Annotated in this window: 24 protein-coding genes and 1 tRNA gene; 16 read left to right on the forward strand and 9 right to left on the reverse strand. The window is 53.1% G+C overall.

The genetic code is table 11. The features are described from left to right. Positions 1 to 146: 146 nt before the first annotated feature. The 3 genes from IDM48_RS01805 to IDM48_RS01815 are packed head-to-tail and all read left to right on the forward strand — an operon-like array spanning position 147 to position 2,917. Positions 147 to 1,280 (forward strand): ABC transporter permease, encoded by a 1,134-nt coding sequence (locus IDM48_RS01805; RefSeq protein ID WP_145174232.1) that lies wholly within the window; start codon positions 147 to 149, stop codon positions 1,278 to 1,280. Continuing rightward, positions 1,280 to 2,014 carry an ABC transporter ATP-binding protein gene (locus IDM48_RS01810; RefSeq protein ID WP_151145170.1) on the forward strand — a complete coding sequence of 245 codons (735 nt, stop codon included), beginning with the start codon at positions 1,280 to 1,282 and terminating at the stop codon, positions 2,012 to 2,014. The genes IDM48_RS01805 and IDM48_RS01810 overlap by 1 nt, the downstream gene beginning before the upstream one ends. 51 nt (positions 2,015 to 2,065) lie before the next feature. Next, positions 2,066 to 2,917 carry an HpcH/HpaI aldolase/citrate lyase family protein gene (locus IDM48_RS01815; RefSeq protein WP_145173918.1) on the forward strand — a complete coding sequence of 284 codons (852 nt, stop codon included), beginning with the start codon at positions 2,066 to 2,068 and terminating at the stop codon, positions 2,915 to 2,917. A gap of 82 nt (positions 2,918 to 2,999) precedes the next feature. On the opposite strand, the gene IDM48_RS01820 is transcribed toward IDM48_RS01815, so the two are convergent. The 3 genes from IDM48_RS01820 to IDM48_RS01830 all read right to left on the reverse strand — a co-directional run bounded on the left by IDM48_RS01820 (position 3,000) and on the right by IDM48_RS01830 (position 4,221). Continuing rightward, complete coding sequence (locus IDM48_RS01820; RefSeq protein ID WP_068172109.1) at positions 3,000 to 3,239, reverse strand: hypothetical protein; 240 nt, start codon at positions 3,237 to 3,239, stop codon at positions 3,000 to 3,002. A gap of 191 nt (positions 3,240 to 3,430) precedes the next feature. Then, positions 3,431 to 3,505 (reverse strand) — tRNA-Thr (locus IDM48_RS01825). A 221-nt stretch (positions 3,506 to 3,726) separates the two neighbouring features. Further along, positions 3,727 to 4,221 carry an HAD family hydrolase gene (locus IDM48_RS01830; protein ID WP_238398008.1) on the reverse strand — a complete coding sequence of 165 codons (495 nt, stop codon included), beginning with the start codon at positions 4,219 to 4,221 and terminating at the stop codon, positions 3,727 to 3,729. Between the two features lie 123 nt (positions 4,222 to 4,344). Here IDM48_RS01830 and IDM48_RS01835 point away from each other — a divergent pair, with 123 nt between their 5' ends. The 6 genes from IDM48_RS01835 (at position 4,345) to IDM48_RS01860 (ending at position 8,593) form a co-directional block, all read left to right on the forward strand. Next, positions 4,345 to 5,019, forward strand: coding sequence for an SDR family oxidoreductase (locus tag IDM48_RS01835; RefSeq protein ID WP_151145173.1), 675 nt, complete (start codon positions 4,345 to 4,347; stop codon positions 5,017 to 5,019). 148 nt (positions 5,020 to 5,167) lie between these two features. After that, positions 5,168 to 5,716 (forward strand): GNAT family N-acetyltransferase, encoded by a 549-nt coding sequence (locus IDM48_RS01840; protein WP_190617800.1) that lies wholly within the window; start codon positions 5,168 to 5,170, stop codon positions 5,714 to 5,716. Between the two features lie 2 nt (positions 5,717 to 5,718). Beyond that, positions 5,719 to 6,342, forward strand: a complete 624-nt coding sequence (locus IDM48_RS01845; protein WP_190617802.1) for an isochorismatase family protein — start codon at positions 5,719 to 5,721, stop codon at positions 6,340 to 6,342. 150 nt (positions 6,343 to 6,492) lie between these two features. Continuing rightward, entirely contained in the window at positions 6,493 to 6,825 is a 333-nt protein-coding gene (locus IDM48_RS01850) for an acylphosphatase (RefSeq protein ID WP_068172099.1), read from the forward strand. Positions 6,826 to 6,839: 14 nt separating this feature from the next. Beyond that, complete coding sequence (locus tag IDM48_RS01855; protein ID WP_145173905.1) at positions 6,840 to 7,757, forward strand: cation diffusion facilitator family transporter; 918 nt, start codon at positions 6,840 to 6,842, stop codon at positions 7,755 to 7,757. Between the two features lie 44 nt (positions 7,758 to 7,801). Continuing rightward, positions 7,802 to 8,593 (forward strand): spermidine synthase, encoded by a 792-nt coding sequence (locus IDM48_RS01860; RefSeq protein WP_190617804.1) that lies wholly within the window; start codon positions 7,802 to 7,804, stop codon positions 8,591 to 8,593. A 6-nt stretch (positions 8,594 to 8,599) separates the two neighbouring features. Here IDM48_RS01860 and IDM48_RS01865 read toward each other — a convergent pair whose 3' ends face one another. Then, complete coding sequence (locus IDM48_RS01865; RefSeq protein WP_190617806.1) at positions 8,600 to 9,658, reverse strand: EamA family transporter; 1,059 nt, start codon at positions 9,656 to 9,658, stop codon at positions 8,600 to 8,602. A 162-nt stretch (positions 9,659 to 9,820) separates the two neighbouring features. On the opposite strand from IDM48_RS01865, the gene IDM48_RS01870 reads away from it, so the two are divergent. Further along, positions 9,821 to 10,603: a di- and tripeptidase gene (locus tag IDM48_RS01870; protein ID WP_190617807.1), complete on the forward strand. Its 783-nt coding sequence runs from the start codon at positions 9,821 to 9,823 to the stop codon at positions 10,601 to 10,603. A gap of 231 nt (positions 10,604 to 10,834) precedes the next feature. Here IDM48_RS01870 and IDM48_RS01875 read toward each other — a convergent pair whose 3' ends face one another. Both IDM48_RS01875 and purB read right to left on the reverse strand, forming a co-directional pair. Beyond that, a complete protein-coding gene (locus IDM48_RS01875) occupies positions 10,835 to 11,827 on the reverse strand; it encodes a hypothetical protein (protein ID WP_145173893.1) in 993 nt (330 codons plus the stop codon). Between the two features lie 112 nt (positions 11,828 to 11,939). After that, positions 11,940 to 13,370, reverse strand: a complete 1,431-nt coding sequence (gene purB / locus IDM48_RS01880; protein WP_190617809.1) for an adenylosuccinate lyase — start codon at positions 13,368 to 13,370, stop codon at positions 11,940 to 11,942. A gap of 205 nt (positions 13,371 to 13,575) precedes the next feature. Here purB and IDM48_RS01885 point away from each other — a divergent pair, with 205 nt between their 5' ends. Together IDM48_RS01885 and IDM48_RS01890 are read left to right on the forward strand one after the other, a co-directional pair. Then, positions 13,576 to 14,106: a hypothetical protein gene (locus IDM48_RS01885; RefSeq protein ID WP_190617812.1), complete on the forward strand. Its 531-nt coding sequence runs from the start codon at positions 13,576 to 13,578 to the stop codon at positions 14,104 to 14,106. Beyond that, the gene (locus tag IDM48_RS01890; RefSeq protein ID WP_202939900.1) at positions 14,106 to 15,938 is read left to right on the forward strand and encodes an alpha/beta hydrolase; all 1,833 of its coding nucleotides are present in this window, start codon (positions 14,106 to 14,108) and stop codon (positions 15,936 to 15,938) included. The genes IDM48_RS01885 and IDM48_RS01890 overlap by 1 nt, the downstream gene beginning before the upstream one ends. Before the next feature lie 3 nt (positions 15,939 to 15,941). On the opposite strand, the gene IDM48_RS01895 is transcribed toward IDM48_RS01890, so the two are convergent. The 3 genes from IDM48_RS01895 to IDM48_RS01905 all read right to left on the reverse strand — a co-directional run bounded on the left by IDM48_RS01895 (position 15,942) and on the right by IDM48_RS01905 (position 18,974). After that, entirely contained in the window at positions 15,942 to 17,042 is a 1,101-nt protein-coding gene (locus tag IDM48_RS01895) for a glutathione S-transferase C-terminal domain-containing protein (protein WP_190617815.1), read from the reverse strand. A gap of 104 nt (positions 17,043 to 17,146) precedes the next feature. Further along, the gene (locus IDM48_RS01900; protein ID WP_190617817.1) at positions 17,147 to 18,553 is read right to left on the reverse strand and encodes a Y-family DNA polymerase; all 1,407 of its coding nucleotides are present in this window, start codon (positions 18,551 to 18,553) and stop codon (positions 17,147 to 17,149) included. After that, the gene (locus IDM48_RS01905) at positions 18,543 to 18,974 is read right to left on the reverse strand and encodes a LexA family protein (RefSeq protein ID WP_190617818.1); all 432 of its coding nucleotides are present in this window, start codon (positions 18,972 to 18,974) and stop codon (positions 18,543 to 18,545) included. The genes IDM48_RS01900 and IDM48_RS01905 overlap by 11 nt, the downstream gene beginning before the upstream one ends. Before the next feature lie 149 nt (positions 18,975 to 19,123). Between IDM48_RS01905 and IDM48_RS01910 the strand changes: the two genes are divergently transcribed. From IDM48_RS01910 to IDM48_RS01925, 4 genes are all read left to right on the forward strand, one after another. Continuing rightward, on the forward strand, positions 19,124 to 20,278 hold the full coding sequence (locus tag IDM48_RS01910; RefSeq protein ID WP_190617819.1) for a histidinol-phosphate transaminase: 1,155 nt from the start codon (positions 19,124 to 19,126) through the stop codon (positions 20,276 to 20,278). Positions 20,279 to 20,469: 191 nt separating this feature from the next. Further along, positions 20,470 to 21,660: a thiamine pyrophosphate-dependent enzyme gene (locus IDM48_RS01915; protein WP_190617820.1), complete on the forward strand. Its 1,191-nt coding sequence runs from the start codon at positions 20,470 to 20,472 to the stop codon at positions 21,658 to 21,660. 3 nt (positions 21,661 to 21,663) lie between these two features. Beyond that, positions 21,664 to 22,644 carry an alpha-ketoacid dehydrogenase subunit beta gene (locus tag IDM48_RS01920; RefSeq protein ID WP_190617821.1) on the forward strand — a complete coding sequence of 327 codons (981 nt, stop codon included), beginning with the start codon at positions 21,664 to 21,666 and terminating at the stop codon, positions 22,642 to 22,644. A gap of 27 nt (positions 22,645 to 22,671) precedes the next feature. Continuing rightward, positions 22,672 to 24,219, forward strand: coding sequence for a dihydrolipoamide acetyltransferase family protein (locus IDM48_RS01925; protein WP_190617822.1), 1,548 nt, complete (start codon positions 22,672 to 22,674; stop codon positions 24,217 to 24,219). Positions 24,220 to 24,490: the final 271 nt, after the last annotated feature.

Genomic DNA, 24,490 nt, shown 5'->3' on the forward strand with positions numbered 1-24,490 from the left:
TGTCAGCCCGGTGCCGAGGTCGGCAAGCTGGCTGGGTCTGGCGTGAATCGCATTTGCGAGCGCTAGCGAGCCATGCGATAGGGACCGCTTGCCGACGCGGTGGCGGGCAAGAGGCGCAAGAAGCCTATACGGGTGAAAGGGATCCAGTGTTTTTAGGAATAAGAGAAATATTCTCTGCGCGAGGGCGGTTTGCTCTTATCGCGGCAGTGGTAGGGTTGCTGACCCTGCTCTTGGTGATGCTCACCGGTCTCACCGGGGGTTTGGGGCAGCAGAATACGGCGGGGCTGGAATCGCTCAAGGCAGATCGCTTGGTGTTTGGTTCTGCAGGTTCGCAGGAACCGGAGGTATCGTTCACCTCCTCCAGCGTGACTGCCGGCGAACAAAAGATCTGGGCGAACCAGGACGGCGTGGACTCTGCTACCCCGGTGGGTATCAGCCAGACGGTGTTAGAGGGGTCTGCGGCGTCGCCGTCGATTGCAGTCTTCGGTATTCCTGCGGGAAGTTCACTACTGCACGATTCGGTAGGGCATGCGTTAGAAGGCTTCACGGAGCTTTCCGATTCAACGGTGGTTTTGGGAGAAACTATCGCCCAGGACTCGGGTACGAAAGTGGGGGATAAGGTCACTATCAGCGGAAATACGTTTACAGTCGGTGGGATTGTTGCTGACACCTACTACTCGCATACTCCGGTGATGTGGGCTGATACTGCCGCTTGGCAGAAAATCGGGCATGTGAACGCTGGCGCTTCGCAACAGCCGGCGGATCAAGAGATCGTAGGTACTGTGTTAGCCATCTCTGCTCCCCATGCAGATGACGCCGCGCTGACTTCCGCCGCCGACCAGTCAGGAACCAAAGCAGTCACCACCAAAGAATCGTTTCAGGGGCTAGCCGCCTTTCAGTCAGAACGTGGATCACTGCAAGCCATGCAGGGGTTCCTCTATGGAATTTCGGCGCTAGTGACTCTCTCTTTCCTGACCGTGTGGACTATCCAGCGCACTCGCGATTTAGCTGTATTGCGCGCTCTAGGAGCTTCCACCGGGTACCTTCTGCGCGATGCGATGATTCAAGCCGCCATTATCCTCTTTGGAGGAGCTGCACTGGGTGCTCTCTTGGGCTGGGTTCTTGGCGCGCTTGCCCAGAATGCTCTTCCCTTCCAGCTTAACCTCCTCACCGTTCTGGGCCCGGCAGTCGGTATCTGGGCTATTGGACTAGCCGGGTCGTTTATCGCCACCGCCCGCATCACTAAAATCGACCCCATGATTGCTTTAGGAGGCAACTAATGACCACCGTACTTTCCCTAGAAAACGTGACTCTCCAATACCCCGACGGTGTAGATTCCAACGGTCAGCCCCAAACGCTCAAAGCTCTTGACTCCATTACGTTTCAAGCAGATAAAGGAAGTTTCACCGCTGTTGTTGGCGCCTCTGGCTCGGGTAAGTCATCGCTCCTTTCTGTGGCTGCCACGCTGATTCAACCTACCTCTGGCAAGGTGTTCCTCAACGGGCAAGAAACCTCTGGTCTCAAAGACGCCGAACGTACTCGCCTGCGTGGCAACGACATTGGCATCATTTTTCAGCAACCCAATTTGCTCCCCGCCCTCACTTCAGAAGAACAACTCGTTGCGATGGCACACCTAGCTGGTGCACGCGGCAAAGAGCTCAAAGATACCCGAGACCGAGCCGCCGAATTGCTCGACGTCGTTGGGTTGGCAGATATGCGCAACCGCCGCCCCCACCAGCTCTCCGGCGGACAACGCCAGCGCGTCAACATCGCCCGAGCACTCATGGGGAACCCCTCCCTCCTGCTCGCCGATGAACCCACCTCGGCCCTCGACCACGAACGATCAGCATCTATTGTTGCGCTTCTTGCCCAACTGACCAGCGAATTCCAGCTCGCCACCGTCATGGTCACTCACGATTCCATTACATCCTCAGCAATCGACGCTGTCTTTGAAATGAAAGACGGGCGCGGGTACATGATACCCTCAACGGCAAAGAGTGCAGACGCCGCCTGACGAACCCAAGTAGAATCAAAGTAAATACTCGATTCTGCATGAAGGATGACCGTGCCCCACTTTCACCGAAATGACCGAGCAGCAGCCCTACCTGCACGAGTTTCTCGTACATGGCTGTTAGTTTCTGCAGCAGCCGACGAAGAAACTATCGCCGCCGCTCTCGAATCAGAAGCGGACTCCATCCTGTTAGACCTGGAAGACGGTTGTCCCGAGAATCTCAAAGACGCATCCCGCGAAAAAATCGTTCAGCTCCTGGAAAATTCCATGACCGCTTGGGTGCGTATTAACACCATGGGCACCGAGCACTGGAAGAAAGACGTTCAAGCACTCAACGGCGTCAGAGGTCTGCGCGGCGTGATGCTGGCAACCACCGAACATCCTGACCAAGTAACCCGCACTGCCATGATGCTCGCTGCAGGCACCCCCGTTATTGCGCTCATCGAATCGGCAGTTGGCATGCTCAACGTCGTCGATATCGCCCGCGCGCCCGGTACGTTCCGCCTCGCCTTTGGCGTAGGTGACTACCGCCGCGATACCGGCGTCTCCGCAGATCCGATTGCCCTGTCCTACGCGCGCTCTCAGCTAGTTCTGGCGTCCCGTGCAGGAGAACTACCCGGCCCCATCGACGGCCCCTCAGTCGGCAAATACGGTGGAGATCTCATGAAAGAATGCCACTACACCACCATGCACGGGATGACAGGTAAACTCTTGCTGGACCCGCGCCAAGCAGAAACCATCAACCTCACCCTCGCGCCCAGCGACGAAGAAATTCAATGGGCACAAGAGATGCTCAACGAAGCCGGCGGCGGCAACGTACCTAAAGACGGCTCCTACCTGCCGCGCCTGGCGCGCGCTCGCAAAGTGTCAGAACTGGCGAAAACGTACGGTTTGTGGCGTAGCTAAGTCTCGCTGAGGTATAAGCCTTAAAGAAAAGGGGCGGTTTCAACCTTCATCGGTTGAAACCGCCCCTTTTGATGAGCTGAAATTATTCGGTAATCTCAGCGGTGTGCTGATCTTCGCCATAGCCAATGAGATAAGCCCACAGCCACGCAGTAATAGCGGAAAGAGCAATCATTCCTGCAATAGAAGCATCTGCCTGGAAAAGCGAACGATAAAAGAACCAAATCGCTGCAGAAGGAATGAATAGAAGAATAACGAGGAGCAAGAAGCCGCGTGCGGAACGGTTCCCTGATCCTCCAACAGAGCTAAAGAGCTCTTTTAACATGGAGAACCTCCAGAATTTCAAGGGGGAATGTACGAGTGTCTTCCAATCATAACGGTTTGATATACACGAAATAAAGAGTGTCACGGTTCGATAACAAAATTAATAGAAATATTTTCTTTTATGACGTGCGGTTCTCATTACTGGCGGGTAATACAAAAAAGTCCGCTACTTAGATAAGTAGCGGACTTACATGGAGCCCCCAGTCGGATTTGAACCGACGACCTTTTCTTTACGAGGGAAATGCTCTACCCCTGAGCTATGGAGGCCTGCTCTTTCGGCGCTCGCGCACGTCTTGAACGAATGCCACTGTACCAGAAACCCACTATTTCTCTCCACTCGGTTATCTAAAAGCCTTCGGCAACCAGACGCGGCAACTCTGCCATGTCCTCAAAAATCTGGGCACCGGCATCCTCCAACTTTTGAGCCGGCGTATCCAAGAACTTTCATACCGGCTGCGCGTGCTGCGGTTACACCGTGGGCGCTATCTTCAATGACCAGGCAGTCCTTCGGATGAAACCCCCATCGACGACGCCGCGTGCAAGAACAAATCGGGAGCAGATTTTCCGTGGTGCACGTCCTGGGCACTAAAAATATGGGAATCTTCAAAATAACCCAACATTTTGCACAAAGTGAGAGAGTGGCGGATACGCTCGTGAGTACCGCTGGACGCCACACGCCGTGGGTCCTCGAGCTGCTCCAATGCTTCGATGATTCCCGGAACGGGCCTGAGGTCTTTCTCAAACGACTCTTTATAGCGGGCTTCGAGCGAATCAATCCAGTCAGCACCCAGTGGGCGGCCCAGATGCTCTTCGAGACCTTCCTGCACCTTAGTCATGGGGATCCCCAGAAAATGCTCAATGACCTGTTCGCGAGTGAGCGACCATCCGTGTTCTTCAAGAACCATACGGTCAATCTCAACCGCAAGAACTTCACTATCAACGAGAACACCGTCGCAGTCAAAGATGAAAAGTCCGGGTTGCATGGGAGTCTTTCGGTGGGGCAAGAACGTTGAAATCTAATCTACTACGGGGAATAAAAACTAAGCAGTGATAGTTTTGTTGAAAGAAGAGGTTAAAACTCTTCGTAAACTCGAAAGGAGATTCTCATGGCAAACGTAACGATTATTGGTGGCCACGGCAAGGTTGCTTTATTGGCAGAGCCCAAACTGGTTCAGGCAGGGCACACCGTTAACGCAGTGATTCGTAACGCCGATCAGAGTTCGGACATCGAGAGCAAGGGCGCGAACGCCGTCGTCCTGGATATCCAGAATGCTTCTACTACCGAGATTGAGAAGATGCTCCAGGAGACAGAAACTGACGTTCTGGTGTGGAGTGCCGGCGCGGGCGGCGGCGATACTTCGCGCACCTACGCTATTGACCAGGACGCAGCGATTCGAACCATCGAAGCCGCGGAGCACACCGGGGTAAAGCGCTACGTTATGGTTTCTTACCTTGGCTCCGGCAACGGACATACGGTTGGTGAAGACAACGGTTTCTACGCCTACGAGACAGCGAAAGCTGTAGCAGATGCTTACCTGAGAGACTCCGATTTGGACTTCACTATCTTGGGTCCAGGTATGTTGACGGAGGACGCCGCTGCCGGCATCGAGGTAAATCTCAAGCCTGAGAACGCAGAGACTCCGCGGGAGCTAGTTGCTGATGTGATGGTGGCGGTCATTGCTGACGACTCCACTATTGGCAAGGCGATTCCGTTCTCGGCAGGATCAAATGAAGTGAGCGCGGCTGTGGCTGCTGCGCCAGCTAAGCGCGACTTCAAGTAAGAACTCTTACTTCGCTCGTCGGTTCGTCGCCCTCCCGTTTGTATTCGATTTCCGCCTGTGTACCACGCTTTTCGTGGTACACAGGCGCATTTTTGATACAAACTCGATGTAGGATGCGGGATGAAACGCATTTTGGAAAAGGACTCCCATGCATCTTCATTTAAAACCTGTAGCGATGAAAGATATCGATACTTTTGAATTAGCTTTTTCCAATCGAGAGGGCGCAAGTACCTATCAGTGGTTTGGGCTGACGAATTACAACTCTTTACGAAACGCTTATACTCAGCGTGGAGCTTTGGGCGGGGACGAAAATACTCTCAGCATCTATTATGGCAGTGAGCTAGTAGGAAGAGTAGATTGGTTCGCCAAGGCATGGGGACGTGCGTCTACCAGCAAGTGTTGGGAAATAGCGGTAGGAATTTTGCCCACCTACCGGGGTCGCGGTTTTGGTATTTCAGCTCAGAGACTTCTGGTTGACTATATTTTTACGCACTATCCGGTTCACCGAGTGCAGGTAACTACCGATCCAGAAAATAAAGCGGAGCTCGCTTGCATTCACAAATTAGGGTTTACGTTGGAAGGGCGCGTTCGTCAGGGCCAATGGCGTGAAGGGGCATGGCATGACCAGCTTCTTTTCTCCCTTCTCCGCAACGAGTGGGAGCTCGCTTCCCCTCACGAATTAGGTGAAGGAGAGTAAATATGGCTACTTTTAGCGCTGACATCGCCCAATATTCTCTCAAGGAATTTTCTGCCACTGCGGAAGGATTAGGCTGGGAAATAGATTTTTCTCGCTGTGCTATTCTCCTCCACGATTTACTGCCCTATTACCTTAAAGTTCTTCCCACAGAACTGATAGAAGAGGTAATTCATCAGAATCAGCAGTTAGTAGATTTTGCTCGGGAAAAAGATATCCCGCTAATATGTTCGGCACCGCGAGCAGCTCATACCCTCCACCAGCGGGGGCTTGGCGCACGATTATGGGGGCTAGGGCCATCTGAAGAAGAAGCTCATACGTTTGCGTTAGAAGGTCTAGATGAGCCTGAAGTTCCCTGTATGCGTAAGCGGTCTCTGAGCGCATTTTTTGCCACTGACCTTGAGACGGAGCTCCGCCGTCAAAAGCGCGACCAGCTGATTATTAGCGGTGTCTTCACTGCCGGTGGCATTTTGGCGACTTCATTTGATGCGTTAGCCCGTGATATTGAGGTTTTTGTTATTGCAGATGCATGTGCTGACTTTACTAGAGAGAGACATGCTAGTGCTCTTCACCAGATAGCAACGACGACCGGCGAAGTAGTACCACTGAGCGCTGTGTTGGAGGGCTGAACAGCTTGTACCAAATTTGTGAAAGCGGACCGTATCGCATGCGGTCCATTTTCATTTTTCTGGTTCAAACCTCCCTATTTTGATACAAACTCCCCCCGCTTATTTCCAACGCCCCTGGCCCCTCCTCGCCTGGTGTATTAGGCTTACTCTATGAGTTTCTTTAACGTATTTGACCGAGAAAAATCCGCTCAGCAAGGCTCCGGGGAACCTGCTGAAGCTCAGCTGAATGCCAATGTTACCGGCCGTGTCCAGGGCGTGGGATTCCGCTGGTGGGCGAAGAGCGAAGCAACTCCTCTAGGGCTGGTGGGTTATGCCAAGAACTTGGATGACGGTTCGGTAGAGATCGTGGCTCAAGGCAGCCGTGAAAATTGTCAGAAACTTCTGGATTCGCTAAACTCGGGGAATACCGCGGGGCACGTAGATCACGTAGACGCCGAAATTGGAGACCCCCAGGGTTCCTACCGCGATTTCGGAACCTACTAGGAGCAGTTCACTTTATGGGTCATGACCACTATTCCCACGGCGCAGGTGCCAATTCCAAGCGTCTCACCGTCGTTGTTGCTATCGCCTGGCTTCTCTTCGCCTTTCAGCTGGCAGGGGCTTGGATTACCGGGTCACTGGCGCTTCTCTTTGACACGGTTCATGTTTTCACCGATGCTTTGAGCGTTACTGTCGCCCTGGTAGCTGCGCATCTTGCTGCGCGCCCGTCGTCGTTGAAACGCACATGGGGGTGGAAACGTATTGAGGTTATCAGCGCCATGTTCCAAGCAGCGTTTTTGCTGGGCGTGGGAGCGTTCGTCGTCGTTGAGGCGATTAAGCGGTTCTTCAATCCGGCAGAGATTCCAGGGTTTGAAGTACTCATTTTTGGTGCAATCGGGCTGGTGGGCAACCTTGTTATGATAGCCATTTTGGTAGGGGGAAACCGTCAAAACTTTAATATGCGAGCGGCTTTCCTCGAAGTACTCAACGATGCTCTGGGCTCGGTCGCGGTGATTGTTTCTGCGCTGGTGATTGGTGTGTGGGGCTGGTATCAGGCAGACGCCGTGGTGGCGCTCTTCATTGGTATTTTGATTATTCCCCGCACCCTCAAACTCCTGTTTGAAACTATCAATGTTCTGCTGGAATCGACTCCACCTCACCTTGATTTGCAGAAATTACAGAACCACTTGGAATCCCAGGAACACGTTTTGGCGGTCCATGACCTGCATGCATCTCAAATTTCTTCGGATTTGCCGGTGCTAACCGCGCACGTGGTGTTGCGCGATGAATGTTTTGAAACCGGGCACACCGTTGAAATTCTCAAAGCCTTGCAGAATTGTGTGAATGAGCATTTTGAGGTGAGCATTCGCCACTCCACCTTCCAGCTGGAACCTGAATCTTTGAAGGAGAGCGAACATTACGCTCATCTGCATTAGCCATCGGCGCGGGGAAAGCTTGGCGCATCCTCTACGATGAGAGCATGAAATCTCGTACAGTTCAGCTCTCCTTTTCAGGTCTTGGCGCGCGCATTATTCCCGACGGGCTGAGCGACTCCGGTTATATCCTTGAAATCGGCGGTGCTGAGCAGTCGCACGTTGATATGGCTGATCAGAGCCACATTTTCTATGAATATTTACGCCGTATCGCTCATGTGATTGATGTTTTTCGCCCTACCCAGGAACCTATTTCGGCAGCACATTTAGGCGCTGGGGCGCTCACTCTGGCACGCTATATTCAGGTAATCCGCCCCGGATCTGTGCAGGTCGCGGTGGATATTGAGCGGGAATTACCCACATTGGTATTGGATGAGTTGCCCTTACCCGCAGGTAGCTCATTAGAAATTCTGATTGACGACGCGCGGTCGGCGGTTCCCCGCCTGGCCCCCTTGCTCAAGACTGAGCAGGGAATCGACGCGATAGTCCTCGATATTTTCTCCGGCTGGCAGGCTCCTGAGCACCTGACCGAACCTGAATTTTATGGGGAACTGCAGAACGAGCTTTCTGGTGGGGGAGTACTGGTAGTGAACGTGGGCGATGACCCGGGGCTCACCTTCTTTGCCGCCCAAGCTCGTACTATGCTAGGGATTTTCAACCATGTATGGTGTTTGACCGAGCAGTCACTGCTGACCGCTAAGTACCCGGGAAACCTTATCCTGGTGGGTACAGACCAGCCCCTGTCCGCCGATATCCGGGCTACGTTGAGCGCCGCAGGCCCTCACCCCGGCGTCGTGCTAGATACGCATGAGCTCAGCGAGTTCGTGGCAACTCTTTAGAACTGGTTAGCTCCCAGAACGATAGTCGTTGGAGAGTTCGATTTTTCGGATAGATTGGGTGAGCGGGCTGGGGTGTTCGGGGTCTTCTAAATCCACAGGAGTTTGGAATCCGACGAGGGTAGGTAGAGCGCCGGTTGCCGTAGATTCGTCGTAGCCCAAGAGCTCAAGCTCAGTGGTGGCAACAGATACTTCAATAGGTTTGGTGCGGGTAATGCCGATGCTGGCACAAATCAATAGGGCAATAGCGCACCACCGTACCGGTCCCGTTTCCTGCTGTAAGAGAAGCCAGCCGCCAAGAGCGGCGATGGCAGGTTCAAGACTTAGCAAAATACTGAAGATATTTCGCGGCACCCTTCGCAGCGCCATAAACTCAAAAATTGCGGGGGCAAGCGATGACAAAATACCGGTGAGCACGCCGAAAAGAATGAGCTGAGGATCCCAGAAAGCCACAGCTGCTCCCGAGACGCCAAAGGGAAGAACCAACAAAGCGGCAATCACAAGGCTGGCTGCAAGCCCACTAGCGCCGTCGATAACTTCACCTACCCGAGCACTGCAGAGAATATATCCTGCCCAAAAAAGCCCGGCTATGAAAGCGTACAAAACACCCAGGGGATTCACCGCATCAGCACCGGAGAGAGCTTCTACCCCCAGAATTCCTAGGCCAAGTGCTGCTATTGCTGACCAGAGGAGGTCGATGCGACGCCGGGAAAGCGCCATCGAGAGCAGAAGCGGCCCAGCGAATTCTACGGCGACCGCCAAACCGAGCGGAATCCGAGAAAGAGCTTGATAAAAAGCCGCATTCATACCGGCAATAGATACTCCGAAGAGAAGAACTGCCCGCCATTGAATCCACGTCCACGCCCGAATCCGAGGGCGAATCGCTAGTACCATAAAAAATGCGGCAACGGCGAGACGGAAAGCAGTAACTCCCCACGCACCCATATGAGGGAAAAGGTAAACTGCGAAAGCCGAACCAAACTGAATAGAAGTCGCAGAAAGAAGCACTAATCCAACGCCTGCGCTGATACCTGATTTAGCTGACCCTGGATATGCTTTGTTCTTCATAAAACTCCCTCTGTGCTTTTTGACCCTCACCTAGTTTAGCCATCTGCGCAGAGGGGGCAACTTAAAGCCCATCTGCCTAGAACGGGCAGGCGGGAGTGAGCTGTGGGCAAATTTTTGGGTGGATTGCAAGAAAAGTAAGTAGGGAGATGATTTACTTTAATCATGTTTAATCCTACGAAGAATGCTTTTGATAAAGACGGCAATCCCAAGCCGGCTCTCACTAAAACACTTGACACTGTGCTGCGCATCCAGCGCCCCCTTGTGCTTTCCATGGTGAAGAAGATGCGGGAGAAGCACCCCAACGAAACCCCTTCCCAGATTGCTAAGCGCCTGGAGCGGCAGTACCTTCGCGACGTCACCGTGGGCGGCGGAGCTATCGGTGCTTCGGCTTTTGTGCCAGGTATCGGCACCGCAACCTCGGTAGGGCTTTCAGTGCTAACCGTAGGTGGCTATTTGGAACGCACGGCCCTGTTCGCCCAGGCAATTGCTGAGCTGAACGGCGTAGATAACCTGAGCGAAGAAGAAACCCGCACCATGGTCATGGGTATTATGCTCGGTGAAGACGGCGCCAGCCTGATGAACTCGCTGGTAGCTCAAAGCGGCTCCGCTTCAGGAATCACCAGCAAATGGGGCCTGATGATGGGCAAAAAAGACTCCGGCAAGGCATTCAGCGTGGAGCGCACCATCCGCAACATGTTTGTGAAGCGCTTCCTCCCCCGCCGGTCCGGCGCACTGCTCGGACGCGCGCTACCCTTCGGCATCGGCGCGGTAGTGGGTGGCGGTGCAAACCTCGCTCTGGGTAAACAGGTTATCAAGTCCACTCAGGAAGCCTTCGGTGAAGCTCCTGCGATTTTCCCCGCCGCACTGCAGATTAACGAACGTGCACCAAAATTCGAAGACAAAAAAGCAGAGAAAAAAGACTCTGCCGAAGAAATCACCAAGTAATTGAGCGTGGTGGGAGAGGCACTCTGAAGGGTAAAAGCCATGCAAGCACGGCAGTAAGGTGAACTGGCTGGGTCTGGCATGAATCGCCTTTGCGAGCGCCAGCGAGGCAGGCGAGAAGGTTAGTTCACCGTTGCTGTGCTTGCATGGCGACTTAACCGCTTGAATAAGCCTCTCATCCCACAAAAGAATGCCTCCGCTCTTCTTCGAGAGCGGAGGCATTCTTTTGAGGTTTTACTTTTTTCCGAAACCAAACAGTCCGGTCTTTTCAGAGCCCTTAGCAAACATCTTGGCAGCTAAGCGAGCGCCCTTGACCGAGGCAGAGTTTTGCGTGGCAATACGTTCGAGTTCTTCCGCAGAGGTTGCCGCAACCTCCTCGGCGGGAGTTGCCTCGATATTCTCCGGAGCCTTATCTACCTCAGGCTCAATGACCTGGATGAACCGATCGGGGAAAGCGGCAGGCGTTTCCCCGAGTACCTCTTTCGCCTGCGCTATTAGCTGTTGAGCAAACTCCTTCCGAGCCTTAGAGCTTTCCACTACCGAGCCGCCGGATCTCACCAACTGTTCACCGCTCTTGACCAGCAAAAACATCTGCGGGTTGCGCAAACCGATCTGTGAAATTGCCGTGATCACGTTCAACGGCGAAGCTCCTGATTGGTGGGGCTGGCGTGCAATAGGTTGTTCTAACGTGGTGAGTAACTGGTGGATGTCCCCGCCGAGAATTTGGGCGGCGGCATCGTCGGCGTTATCCACGGGAAGGTGGTGCAGAAGCGCCTGGGCAAAAAGATAGGTCTTGATAGCCTGGGAGGAACCGACGTGTGCCGCTGTGCTCACTCCCTGGGCGGTTTTTTGAGTGTAGGTGGAGATACCCTGCACCGCGCCGATTTGGGTAGCTGCTCGGGTGAGACCAGCAACCTTGCTGTTGCGGGTAGCGGCAGTTACAGCGCCGGGCACCAAGTTATTGACACCTGCTTCTGCGCCGCCCACAAGCGTAAAATCGCGAATAAAAAGTTGATCGAGCGCATCAGAAATTTCAACCGGTGTACCTTCGGGGTTTTTGCGGCGTAGCTTGAGAATGCGACGAATGGCAAGTGGTTCTTTAGCATCGGTAGCGGGGCGCGCATCGTTCGAGCCGGATGCACCGACGTGCGGACGCGCGGCGGGGGAGGACGTCTCCGTCCGGAGCTGGTCGGGGGTGCGCTGGCGTTCGTCGTCGAGTTCTGTCATGTCTCTAGTCTAGGGAGGCAACTGCTTTAAAAGCGACCAGGAAGATGCTCTTTTGACCAGCAAATACTGGTCAAAAGAGCACTTCCCTGGTCGCTTTCAGCGAATGCGCTATTTACTGGGCGAATTTCAAGAGCTCGGGCGCAATACCAATGTAGGTGTTGGGGGTGAGCTCTGAGAGGCGCTTTTCGGCATCGGCAGAAAGACCTAGCCCCGCGACAAATTCCTTCAAACGGGTAGCGTCAACGCGCTGTCCTCGGGTCAGTTCCTTCAAACGTTCGTAAGGATCTTCCATACCCTCGACCCCGGCGATTGCCTCGGCGCGCATGACCATCTGAATAGCTTCGGCGAGAACTTCCCAGTTTTGGTCGAGATCCTCAGCGATGACGTCCTCTGCGACGTCCAATCGAGCCAGACCTTTCGCCACGTTCGAGATCGCCAGAATGGAGTGACCAAAAGCCACACCGATATTACGCTGGGACGACGAGTCGGTGAGGTCCCGCTGCCAGCGCGACTGAATCAGGGTGGAGCCCAAAGTGTTCAACAGGGTATTAGAGATTTCTAGGTTAGCCTCAGCGTTCTCAAACCGAATCGGGTTCACCTTATGCGGCATAGTCGATGAGCCGGTCGCACCTTCCACAGGAATTTGGCGGAAGAAACGGATAGAAATGTAATTCCAAATATCGGTGCACAGGTTATGCAGAATCTGGTTGAAATGCGCGATAGAAGAATACAGCTCTGCCTGCCAGTCGTGGTTCTCGATCTGAGTGGTGAGTGGGTTCCAGTCCAGACCCAGTCCGGTCACGAATTCTTCAGAAACTTTCAGCCAATCGGCACCGGGAACAGATGCGACATGTGCAGAGAAAGTGCCGGTAGCACCGTTGATTTTGCCCAAGAACTCAGCATTTTCCACGTGCTTAACCTGGCGGCCCAAACGGTAGGCAAATACTGCTAATTCCTTGCCCAAAGTGGAGGGTGTGGCGGGCTGACCGTGGGTGCGAGAAAGCATGGGAATGTCTTTAGCGTTTTCTGCCATCTCGTTAATCTGAGCTACCAGATCGCGAGCTGCTGGCAGCCACACATTGTTGACGGCGTCCTTGATGCCTAGCGCGTAGGAGAGGTTGTTGATGTCTTCGGAGGTGCACCCAAAGTGAACCAGGGGCTTGAGGCGTTCTAATCCGAGCTTCTCTAAGCGGCGGCCGATGAAGTACTCAACGGCTTTGACATCGTGCACGGTAACCGCTTCGATCTCAGCCAGTTCTGCAGTGGATTCCTCGGTGAACTCGGTGACGATTTCACGCAGACCCTTTTTCTGATCTTCGGTGAGGGGTTCAAGACCGGGCAGGACCTTGTGATCGCAGAGGTAAATAAACCATTCGACCTCTACGTGCACGCGGTCGCGGTTCAGCGCGGCTTCAGAAAGGTAATCAACCAATGGTTCGGTTGCTGATTTGTATCGGCCGTCGAGAGGACCAAGGGCGAGACCGGCGCCGGTCAATGAATGGCGGCCGTTGGGCAAGGTGGTGCAATTATCACGATGAGACATAGTCCTATTTTGACACGAAGCGGCGCTAGAAACCTGGTCGAATGTCAAAGATGAAGACGGCGACGCCGGCAAATAAGGTACCAGCAGGGTGTGGATAACTTTATAAGACATTTTTGAGGGGGTTTATCCACAGATTTCTTTCATGCTCTCCTCCTTCAGGATCCCTTACCCTAGCCTGAAATAAACAGTTCGAGGAGGGAATCAGTTGAGTGTGGAATCCGTCATGGGCGTGGCATGGTCGGCGGGTATAGGAAGCGGCGTGAGCGGGCCGGTGTCTGCTGAGGTATGGACGTTAGCGCAAGAAGTTCGTATATATTCGCAGTCTTTGGCGCAAAATATCGAAGCATTTCAGGCAGAGAGCGAGCAGGTCTCAGCTCAACTTGATGCAATGTACGCAGTCAAGTGGGTATCGGACGCCGCTACTCAGTTTCGGGATTCGCTGGATACCTCTAATGAAGAACAGTACGACACTCAGCGTTCGCTGGCTGACGCCGCTGCGAAAACTCGTATAGGGGGCGAGGCACTTGCTCAAGAGTTAGAAACGTTGGCGGCGAATATTGCTAGCGCTGGGGCTGCAGTAGACCAGGGAATGCGCAGCTTAGAGGGGGCAACAGATCATCTTCCCGATATTCTGACCAACCCTCTGGTGAGTTCTGCCCAGGCTCATTTGGAATCGCTGATTCACAGCCCTCTGATTTCCTCTGTACAAAACACCTTAACCGCGGGAGCACGCTGATGAGCCAAAACATGTGCATGGCACGTACCGAAGTAGATACTGACAGCCTGACTGAAGTTGTAGAGCAACTCAAAACCGCGGGGGAAACGAACCAAGATTTAGCGGTGGACGTCTCTTTGATTGCCGCCCAAGTGACAGCCCTGCTTTCTTTTGATCCCACAGGGGAGGGCCTACATGCCGGTGCTATTCTGACCGCCACCGGCGCGAAATTCTTCCTTCTCTCCCAGGGGCATAAAACCCTTTCAGCCAAGGTAGAAACTGCGCGGAATAACTATATTGATGCAGAGCGCCTTGCCACTGAGATTCTCCAAGGTCCTGAGGGGTATGTGCCCGGGCTACTCTATCTGGCAGGCAAAAGCGTGGCGACGGGCGGCGTCTTAGGCGAAAAGATAGCCGACAAAGTGCCGTTCGCCAGCATAGTTTCCCCTTTAGTAGCGCGAGCTCTTTTCGGCATGGGATACTATGCCGATTTGAAAATGAACGGTGAATCTTTCGCTCGTAAACGCCGGGACGAACGAATGGGTGAGCTGGGCATGAGCGCTTCATGGCGACGTGACGTGGGGAAGCACCTCAAAGAATTCGGCGTCAAGACCGGGGTTGTCAGAGACCTCAATGACTCAAGCGTGCGCGTGGAGAAGCTTGAGGGGAAAAAAGAGTATGAAGATGCTACCCAGCCTATGTTCGCTGTTCCAGTAACTCCCTATCAGTGGGCTCATAACCTGGAGTTGGTCGGTAAAGGCGAGGACGCGATGGACGCACTCGATGGCGGTGATGGAGAAATCATCGAATACGACGGACTACGGGTACAAGTAGTCCGAGATGGTGAGGGTAACACGATTGCTGCCAATGTTTATGTGCCGGGAACGGACCCAGATTCGCCTGCCTACAGCGGTGGGATCAACACCTGGAGCACGAACGTTGCCTCTATCAATGCCGATAACCTCGATACCCTTGAAGAAAGCACAGCCATGATGCAGCTGGTAGATCGAGCTCTTTCGGACGCCGGCATATCTTCGGACGTGCCTGTTAACCTGGGTGGTTTTAGCCAAGGAGCAGCGACCGTTAGCGCCTTATCTACGAATAAGGAATTCGTGAAGAAATACAAGCTCAATTACCTCTATATGCAGGGCGGACCGACGGGCGATATGAAAGTTTCCCCCAATATTCCCACCATGATTGTGGCAGACAGGAATGACCCCGTACCCCATCTGCAGGGCTCTTCCGCTTACCCAGACCGAGGCAAAAATGTTCGGACTATCGAGACGAACTATGACATCACTCCCGACGGCATAGAAAAATTCAAGGAACGGGATGTAGACCATCTTGAGCAAAACGATGAACACATCAAGTTAGTCACGAGTATGCCTGTTCACGGGTATGACGAGTACACCACTGCTACTGAAGCTATCCCTCAATCACATATCCCGGAACAATCTTTGTTGGATATACGGGATCGTATGGCGAGTACTGAAAACTATGAAGTCAGCGGTTCTTCGTTTGCACCGGGGACTTCCCAGCAGGATATTTCTTTGAACCGCGCTCTGGGAATTGGGTCAGGAGCCTACGATGTCACAGAAAAAATTTTGAACAATACGGCATCCAAAGGGGCAAAATTACCAGGGCTCCCAGAAGACTACTCATCCACAGAATTCTACGATAAATATGTGGATCCGCTGGGGGAGTCTCCCAAGGCTTTTCTTTATACAGGGGTAGAAAGCCCTGCTCTTGCATGGGTCTTAAACCCCTCCGCCCAGTATTCTGAACCTCTCCAGGCTTCTTCCCAGGCGGAGCGGTTCTCGACTTTTACTCCGGCACTCAAACCGGCTCTTTAAAGCCTAGTTGGCTACGGGGTAAAGAGGGTTGTGACCAGCTTCTACACGTTCGCTGTCGCGTACCTCTGCGGGAGGGGTCGCTCCTGTAACCTCATCGAAAGGGGAGCCCCCTAATTCTTCGCGGTCGTGGGCAGTCAACCATCCGTCGGTACGAGGACCAACGGGCACAATTTGGGTGGGATTGATGTCTTCGTGAACGTAGTAGTAATGGCGCTTAATCTGCTCAAAATCTACTGTGTCTCCGAAGCCCGGGGTCTGGAAAAGATCGCGGGCATAGCCCCAGAGGTTCGGCATACTAAAGAGCGGCTGACGATTGCACTTGAAATGGGAGTAGTAGACGGCGTCGAACCGTACCAGTGTGGTGAACAGGCGGACATCTGCCTCAGTGATGTAATCTCCCATGAGATAACGACGGGTGGAAAGTCGTTCCTCTACACAGTCCAGGGCAGACCATAGTCGGTCATAAGCTCTCTTGTAGGCAGCTTGCGAACCGGCGAACCCGCAGCGGTAGACTCCGTTATTAATCTCGGTGTAAATGTACTGCATGACCTGACGCATCTCATCTTCGAGCTCAGCAGGCCATAAATCAGGTGCGCCCTCGCGGTGGAATTCCTTCCATTCTTTCGTAAAGTCCTCTGTAATTTGAGGGAAATTGTTGGTGACGACCGCTTTAGAGTCAATCTCAACAATGGCAGGAACGGTAATTCCGCGGGGGTAATCTGCAAAGCGGTTGAAGAATGCTTCCTGCAAGCGCTCGATACCTAATACAGGGTCTTTTCCGTCTTCATCTAAATCAAAAGTCCAGGAGCGCGCGTCGTGAGTGGGACCGGGCAATCCTACAGAAATGGCGTCTTCCAGACCTAACAGACGGCGCACAATGAGAGTGCGGTTAGCCCAGGGGCAAGCGCGTGCAGCCACGAGTCGGTAGCGGTTCTTCTCTACTGGCCAGATGCCATGTTCACGGTCATCTTCACCGGGGCCCATGCCAGAATGAGCAACGATGCGATCTTCGATGTAGTTAGTATCGCGGTCGAATTCTTCGCCAGAATGTACGTAGGCACCAGTGGTGGAGTGTTCGTCGTGCTTTTTCTGTTGAGATGTCATGGTGTTCATTATTCCCTGAAAAAGTTTTGGTGTAAAGTAAAAATTCTTTCGAATAAAAGTAATTTCTTGGTATCTGGCAGGTCGATGCGTTGATGAAATCCCCGCTAGCGTACGGAAGCTCTCACTAGTTCATCCCAGTGTGTCGTTCCTCGGCGCGAGAGAAGCTCTCTCTTCATCTCCCACACCGGTTTACGAGTGAAGCCCGCTCTGCCTAAGCCGAGCGATCCTTCCCCGCATTTTTCTTCCACCTGAGAAATCAGGGAGGCAACGTTTCTTCTTTCATGACTGTACTGAAACATCTCAAATGCGATAGAGGAATCCCCTGGGGCGAGATCCGTCAGCATAATCCCCGCCCTTGCATAACGGGGGCCATCAAAATCGGCACGATCTAATAGAGTAAGCGCTGCTTTAGTCAGCACTGCGGGGTCAGCGGTTCGTGCCTGTAACCTGACCGCGGAGGTAGGGAAAACCATGTTCTCTCCGTAAAAACTTGTAGCGCAAAAAGCAGTTAAAAGTTTCGCCTGCTGTCCATCGCGAACTAATCTCTTAGAAGCCCTTTGTGCATAAACACTCATCACCTGAGCCATATCTTCTCGATCAGTAATGGGATAAGAGAACGACCTTGAATAAATCAACTGATCTTTAAATTTCCGCACTGGTTCTAAGGGGATGCAGGACGTCCCCCGCAACTCTAATACCGTGCGCATGAGCACTATAGAGAACCGTTTACGAATAGTAGAAAGATCGGCGGTCGCTAAATCTCCGATAGAAATAATTCCCATGCTGGCTAATTTCTTGCGAGTCCTTGAGGCAACTCCCCATAGCTGATCCACCGGTAAATGGTGGAAAAGATGGGCACGGCGTCCAGAGGGCAGTAGATTCCACACACATACCCCGCCCAGGTGGGGAACATTCTTAGCGGTCTTATTGCTGAGTTTGGCCAAAGTTTTAGTAGCGGCAACCCCTACACACACCGGCACGCCGATGCGTCTTGCAATATCGTCCTTGATGCACCGGGCAATATGCGCGGCTTGGCGAGTAGATAGACGAACCGTCAGAAACGCCTCGTCAATGCTATATTGCTCAAACCCCTGGGCATACTCGCGCAAAACCTCCATTACCCGGTTACTAATGTCGCCGTATAACTCATAATTCGACGACCGGGCAATAACCCCTCGCGCTTCAGCTCCTTCTTTTACCTTGAACCAGGGTTCCCCCAGCCGGTAACCCATTGCTTTTGCCTCTGCTGAGAGCGCCACCATGCAACCGTCGTTATTAGAGAGCACTACTACAGGCTTGCCGTTCAATGAAGGGTCGAGAATGCGCTCGCAGGAGGCATAGCAAGAGTTGATGTCGACGTGGAAGTAGAGTAGCTGAGGCTTATGTTCGGGGAGGACCAAAGGCGGCGGACTGCTGGGTTGGCAGGATATCGAACTCTGGTTCTGGGCGTGAAGGATGGCGGGCGGAGGGTGGTTTTGAAAATCCTTAGCAGAGAGGGCTTTAGCCCACATGGTGAAGGCACCTCGTTACTACTCCAAAAATCATAAAATCTGCGTATTCAGAGATGGGGATAGCGGGGTAGGCGGGATTTTCGGGAAGTAGCCAGCCTTGACCGTCGGGGCTGCGGCGGAATCTTTTGACGGTGAATTCCCCGTCTAGTGCTGCGACGACGATGGCGCCCTCATGAGGTTCAAGGGATCGATCTACGATAATTTCGTCCCCATCTGAGATTCCTGCATCCACCATGGAATCTCCGTAAACGCGCAGAATGAAAGTTGCTGCTCGATCATGAATGAGAACCTCGTTTAAATCCAAGGTGGTTGCTGAATAGTCCTGGGCGGGGGAGGGGAACCCTGCGGGCACGCGGACGTCGGCGGTGGGGTAAGTTGCAGGCGCTGGGGAAGTGAGGCGCGCGAGAATTACTGCTTTCATGCCTTAAGAATAGAACATAAATTCTAAAATATGTATCAATATTAGAATATATCTTCTAAAAATTAAGAGAAATGCCATACTGAAAGCAACAAGCGAGAACTCATATAAGGGTAGAGACTGTGTGAGCTAGAACAACTATGATGAGAACCATGACTGATGTAAATGCATATCTTGAAACGGAAAGTAAGCTGAATCCTTCTCCCCGCCCGGTTTTTGACCGGCTGCCTAAATACGCAGCGGGCAAGCCTCCTGTAGCGGTAGAGGGGCTGGAGCAGTTCAAACTTTCTTCGAATGAGAACCCCTGGGGACCTGTACCAGAAGTTGCTGACATTCTTTCCCAGTTTGATACTGTGCATCGCTACCCGGATCCCCTCTCCACTCGTTTGCGTGGGGTTCTGGGCGAACATCTAGGTGTTGATCCAGAAGATATTGTGACTGGTGGCGGGAGTTTGGGCGCGCTCATCCAGATTCTTTCTACTTTCGCTGGCGCCCAGGACGACGGTAAGAAAGACGAGGTTATCTACGCGTGGCGCTCGTTCGAGGCATATCCTATTTGTGTGGGGCTAGCCGGTGCTGAAAGTATCCAGGTTCCCAATAAAGCTGACGGTTCACATGATTTAGAAGCAATGCTGGCGGCTATCACTGAGCACACCCGCGTCATTCTTCTCTGTACTCCTAATAACCCTACTGGTCCGGCGCTTACCGAAATCCAGGTACGGGATTTCCTAGAGAAAGTTCCTTCCCACGTGGTGGTAGTAATTGATGAGGCTTACTTCGAGTTCTGCTCCGCCTCAGAAATTCCAGAGGGTGAAGAACCTCCGGTCAACGGTTTGGACATTTACCCCGACTACACCAACGTCGTAGTGTTGCGTACTTTCTCTAAAGCCCAGGGCTTGGCTGGGTTGCGTGTGGGCTATTCAATTTCTCACCCGGAGATAACCCAGTATCTTCGCGTTGCCGCTACTCCTTTTGCAGTGACTTCTCTGGCGGAAGAGGCTGCTATCGCCTCGGTAAAGCACCACGATGTAGTGATGGATCGGGTGCGGCATTTAGTTTCTGAGAGAGAACGAGTCAAAAAAGCGCTTGAAGATTTAGGCTGGTGGATTCCTGAGACCCGCGCTAATTTCGTGTGGCTGGCATTGGGCGAGCACTCTCCTGAGTTTGCTCGACGAGCCGAGGAAGTCGCACTGTCTGTGCGAGCTTTTGGTACCGAGGGCGTACGCGTCAGTATTGGTGAAGACGAAGCGAATACCCGCTTCATTTCACTGTGCCAGAACTTCGAACATGGACCGAAGAAACCGTAACTCTATATGGGCTAAAAGTAAGTTCTGATGAGGCATAAGGGCATCTTATTTGTACTGAGGTCTCCTAATCCCGAGGCAACTAGGGTGCCCTACCTCTCAGAAAATTATTCTGGGACCGTATTTAGGGTTCTTTAGGAGAAAACAGGAATAGGGTTAATGCAGAGCCATTAGAAACACAGTAGGGAGGCCACATGCCAGCAGAGCTGACACCTGAGCAAAGTTCGGGCAAAATCTATCCCGGCGTTTTACCGCTTCTTCGCATCATGGATGAAGAAGGAGCTATTTTAGAGGACGGCACTTTCAGCCCTTATGTTCAAGACGTAGGCGAAGCTGAGCTGAAAGAGGCCTACCGTCAGATGAAGGTTACTCGCCGGTTTGACGACGAAGCTACTGCGTTGCAGCGTCAGGGGCAGATGTCCCTGTGGGCGCCCTCCCGCGGGCAGGAAGCTGCCCAAGTTGGCTCAGCGATGGGTTTGTTACCCCAGGACTATGTGGTTCCCAGCTATCGGGAACATGCTTTGGCTTTCGCTCGCGGTGTGGAATTCACCGACTTAGTGAAGTTTTTCCGCGGATCCGAGACCAGCCCCTGGGATATCAAGAAACATAATTTTCACCCGTATACCGTGGTGCTAGCGGCACAGGTTCCCCACGCAGTGGGATATGCTATGGCGCTCAACTTCGACCGGGAGCTAGAGGAAACAACCGGTGAAAAGCAGATGGGCCAAGGTCAGTTCTCCGCTTCGGAGGAGAATGCTCAGCCTGCTGCGGTAGCGGTTTACTTTGGTGATGGTTCTTCGACTGAAGGCGAAATCCACGAGTCGATGGTTTTTGCCGCTTCTTATAACGCGCCCGTCCTCTTTTTTGTTCAGAATAACCAGTGGGCTATTTCGGTGCCCTTTAAAACTCAGTCGCGGGTGCCTCTTTCTACTCGCGCTGCTGGCTACGGTATCGAAGGATTGCGTGTAGACGGTAACGACGTTTTGGCGGTTGCCGCCGCTACCCGCTACGCCATGAAGAAGATTCGCTCGGGAGAAGGTCCTGTACTCATTGAGGCGGAAACTTACCGCTTAGGCGCTCACACTACCGCCGATGATCCCACGAAGTACCGTACGGGTGAAGAAGAAAATGAGTATGCTCAGCGTGACCCACTGATTCGGCTGGAAAAATATTTGCGTCATAACAAGCTGGCAGACGAGAGCTTTTTCGAAGGTGTCGATCAGGAAGCTCAACAGGTTGCCTCCGAAGTGCGCCGGGTAGCTTTAGTTGCAGAGCCAGCCGAGTATGAGACTAATTTCGACTTCGCCTACGCAAAACCCCACACCCAAACTGAAAATGACCGCCGTTTTTACCGCGAGTACAACGCGGGATTCGAGGAGGAGTAAGAGATGACCACAGAGAACCTTGCTCTTTCAAAAGCAATTACCCGTGCCCTTCATGATGAGATGACCGAGAATCCGAAGGTATTAGCGCTGGGGGAGGACATCGGTAAGCTCGGCGGTGTCTTTCGCGTGACCGATGGTCTTCAAAAAGAATTTGGTGCCCGCCGCGTGATGGATACGCCGCTGGGCGAGGCTGGGATTATCGGTACCTCGGTGGGTATGGCTCTTCGCGGTTACCGCCCTGTGCCAGAAATCCAGTTTGATGGTTTTGTCTTCCCCGCTTTTAACCAAATCACCACTCAGCTTGCTCGTTTGCGAGGGCGCACTAACGGACAGTACGAAATCCCCGTAACGATTCGCCTGCCCTATGGCGGTTCGGTGGGAGCTATTGAACACCATTCGGAGTCACCTGAAGCGTACTTTGCGCATACTCCCGGTTTGCGGGTGGTCACGCCGTCGTCGGCTCATGATGCTTATTGGATGCTTCGTGCATCGATTCAACACCCCGATCCTGTAATCTTCATGGAACCTAAGCGCCGCTACTGGCTTAAGGGTGAAGTAGATTTTAGCGATACAGATTTTAATCCTTTCTGCGCTGCTACATTGCGCGAAGGTAGCGATCTCACCTTGGTCTCCTACGGACCGATGGTCCCTACCGCTCTTGCTGCGGCTGAGGCGGCGCGGGAGGACGGGCACGACGTCGAGGTGATTGACCTGCGTTCTATCTCGCCGCTGGATATCGAGACAATCTGTGCATCTGTAGCTAAAACGGGCAGGTTAGTCGTAGCTCAGGAGGCATATAACTTTGTGAGTGTTGCTTCTGAAATCTCTGCGGCGGTAACTGAGCGTTGTTTCTACTCGCTGGAAGCTCCGGTGCTGCGCGTGGGCGCATTCCATACTCCTTATCCAGTACCTCGGAGTGAAGAAGAATATGTGCCTGGGATTGACCGTATTCTGGAAGCTATCGACCGCTCATTCGCTTACTAATAGCTAAGAACCATACGAAGGAACGCTATGTCTCAAATTTTTAGGCTCCCCGACGTGGGCGAAGGTCTCACCGAAGCGGAAATCCTCAGCTGGAAGGTGGCGGTGGGAGACATCGTCGCGATTAATGATGTTTTGGCGGAGGTTGAAACTGCCAAATCAGTAGTAGAGCTGTCCTCTCCTTTTGAAGGTGTAGTGCAGACTCTCCACGCTGAAGAGGGGGAAACGGTAGAGGTTGAGTCGGCGTTGGTAACTATTGCCGATAGCGCTCAATCTGAGGCGGACGCCGATGCTCCTGCCGACGACGCTGAAGAAGCAAACACCGCAACCGGAGGCGCAGAAACTAGCCCCCATAACCTCGCCGCTGATACTCCGGGAGAGACGAAAAATCTCGTGGGTTCCGGTCCTAAAGCGGATCCAGTGAAACGTCGTGCCCGTAAGCGCCCTGTGGTACCTGCACCGCTGGCGGCATCTTCCGCCCCCTCGTCCGATTCCCAATCGCCTCAGCAGACCTCGCCTCATCTGGATGCAGTTCAACAGGAACGTAAGCTGTTGCGCGGCTCGTTAGGTGAGTCAATTGGTGGATTGACCGAACGGGCATCTGCTCTGATTGAGGGCGGCCTGCGTCGTCTCCCCAATACTGCTGAAAAAGATCTTGTGGCGAATGAGCCGGTAGGCTCTATACCGCGTCGTCATACGTTGGCTAAACCGCCAGTTCGTAAAGCAGCACAGGAAATGGGTGTGGACCTTGCAGAGGTTACTCCTACCGGTGATGACGGGCAGGTGACTAAGCGCGATCTTCTCAACTTTGTAGCTCACCTGCGCGAAGAAGACCACGAAGACACTCTGCCAGAGTCATTCTGGATTCCTCAGGGTGCCGGGGGAGACCGTATTGAGCGCATCAAGGTACGCGGTGTCCGTAAAGCTACGGCGAAGGCGATGGTGGAGTCGGCGTTCAATGCCCCCCACGTTTCAATTTTCGTGGACGTCGATGCCTCCCGCACCATGGAATTTGTGCGTAGCCTCAAGAAGTCCCGCCACTTTGAGGGTATTAAAGTGACCCCGCTTTTGATTCTGGCAAAAGCCGTTATTTGGGCGGCTGCACGAAATCCTCAGGTGAATGCCACCTGGACTGACCAAGAAATTTTGCTCAAACACTTCATGAATCTCGGTATTGCCGCGGCAACCCCGCGCGGTCTTATGGTTCCTAATATTAAGGATGCCCAGGATCTTTCGCTGCGAGAGCTAGCTATTGCGCTCAATGAACTCACCACGCGAGCACGCGAAGGTAAGACTCAGCCTGCAGAGATGAGCAATGGAACGCTAACCATCACGAATATTGGTGCGCTAGGTATTGATACGGGAACTCCGATTATTAATCCTGGCGAAGTAGCTATCGTAGCTTTCGGTACTATCAAGCAGAAACCGTGGGTAGTGGATGGCGAGGTTATTCCCCGCTGGGTTACTACCTTGGGAGGATCTTTCGACCACCGTGTGGTGGACGGCGATCTTTCCGCTCGTTTTATGGCAGACGTAGCGGCAATTATGGAAGAGCCAGCCTTGCTTCTCGATGAGTAAATATCAGCTCTAGATACTGCTAGGCGTCCCTCCTCAGATGAGAAGGGACGCCTAGCAGGTATCTAAATACCTTAAACGTAGGAGACCTCAGCTAAAAGCTGAGGTCTCGAGTACGTTAAGGCGCATACCTTGCAGTCCGGTTCGCTAGACTATCTCCCCCAAGAAGCCCAGGAACCGTTTGGATAAAATCCAAAAAGCAAGGAATCAGCTAGATACCTTAGGTTGAGAAGTGTTCTAGATCCGTCCCCCAACATCACTAGAACGTACGAGT

The organism is Rothia amarae (assembly GCF_014705945.2).
Lineage (GTDB): Bacteria > Actinomycetota > Actinomycetes > Actinomycetales > Micrococcaceae > Rothia > Rothia amarae.

Excerpts from the sequence above, each read along its gene's own strand:
- IDM48_RS01810 (WP_151145170.1), top strand. The coding sequence starts at position 1,280 with ATGACCACCGTACTTTCCCTAGAAAACGTGACTCTCCAATACCCCGAC.
- IDM48_RS01820 (WP_068172109.1), bottom strand. The coding sequence starts at position 3,239 with ATGTTAAAAGAGCTCTTTAGCTCTGTTGGAGGATCAGGGAACCGTTCC.
- IDM48_RS01830 (WP_238398008.1), bottom strand. The coding sequence starts at position 4,221 with ATGCAACCCGGACTTTTCATCTTTGACTGCGACGGTGTTCTCGTTGAT.
- IDM48_RS01835 (WP_151145173.1), top strand. The coding sequence starts at position 4,345 with ATGGCAAACGTAACGATTATTGGTGGCCACGGCAAGGTTGCTTTATTG.
- IDM48_RS01840 (WP_190617800.1), top strand. The coding sequence starts at position 5,168 with ATGCATCTTCATTTAAAACCTGTAGCGATGAAAGATATCGATACTTTT.
- IDM48_RS01845 (WP_190617802.1), top strand. The coding sequence starts at position 5,719 with ATGGCTACTTTTAGCGCTGACATCGCCCAATATTCTCTCAAGGAATTT.
- IDM48_RS01850 (WP_068172099.1), top strand. The coding sequence starts at position 6,493 with ATGAGTTTCTTTAACGTATTTGACCGAGAAAAATCCGCTCAGCAAGGC.
- IDM48_RS01855 (WP_145173905.1), top strand. The coding sequence starts at position 6,840 with ATGGGTCATGACCACTATTCCCACGGCGCAGGTGCCAATTCCAAGCGT.
- IDM48_RS01860 (WP_190617804.1), top strand. The coding sequence starts at position 7,802 with ATGAAATCTCGTACAGTTCAGCTCTCCTTTTCAGGTCTTGGCGCGCGC.
- IDM48_RS01865 (WP_190617806.1), bottom strand. The coding sequence starts at position 9,658 with ATGAAGAACAAAGCATATCCAGGGTCAGCTAAATCAGGTATCAGCGCA.
- IDM48_RS01870 (WP_190617807.1), top strand. The coding sequence starts at position 9,821 with ATGTTTAATCCTACGAAGAATGCTTTTGATAAAGACGGCAATCCCAAG.
- IDM48_RS01875 (WP_145173893.1), bottom strand. The coding sequence starts at position 11,827 with ATGACAGAACTCGACGACGAACGCCAGCGCACCCCCGACCAGCTCCGG.
- purB (WP_190617809.1), bottom strand. The coding sequence starts at position 13,370 with ATGTCTCATCGTGATAATTGCACCACCTTGCCCAACGGCCGCCATTCA.
- IDM48_RS01890 (WP_202939900.1), top strand. The coding sequence starts at position 14,106 with ATGAGCCAAAACATGTGCATGGCACGTACCGAAGTAGATACTGACAGC.
- IDM48_RS01895 (WP_190617815.1), bottom strand. The coding sequence starts at position 17,042 with ATGACATCTCAACAGAAAAAGCACGACGAACACTCCACCACTGGTGCC.
- IDM48_RS01900 (WP_190617817.1), bottom strand. The coding sequence starts at position 18,553 with ATGTGGGCTAAAGCCCTCTCTGCTAAGGATTTTCAAAACCACCCTCCG.
- IDM48_RS01905 (WP_190617818.1), bottom strand. The coding sequence starts at position 18,974 with ATGAAAGCAGTAATTCTCGCGCGCCTCACTTCCCCAGCGCCTGCAACT.
- IDM48_RS01910 (WP_190617819.1), top strand. The coding sequence starts at position 19,124 with ATGACTGATGTAAATGCATATCTTGAAACGGAAAGTAAGCTGAATCCT.
- IDM48_RS01915 (WP_190617820.1), top strand. The coding sequence starts at position 20,470 with ATGCCAGCAGAGCTGACACCTGAGCAAAGTTCGGGCAAAATCTATCCC.
- IDM48_RS01920 (WP_190617821.1), top strand. The coding sequence starts at position 21,664 with ATGACCACAGAGAACCTTGCTCTTTCAAAAGCAATTACCCGTGCCCTT.
- IDM48_RS01925 (WP_190617822.1), top strand. The coding sequence starts at position 22,672 with ATGTCTCAAATTTTTAGGCTCCCCGACGTGGGCGAAGGTCTCACCGAA.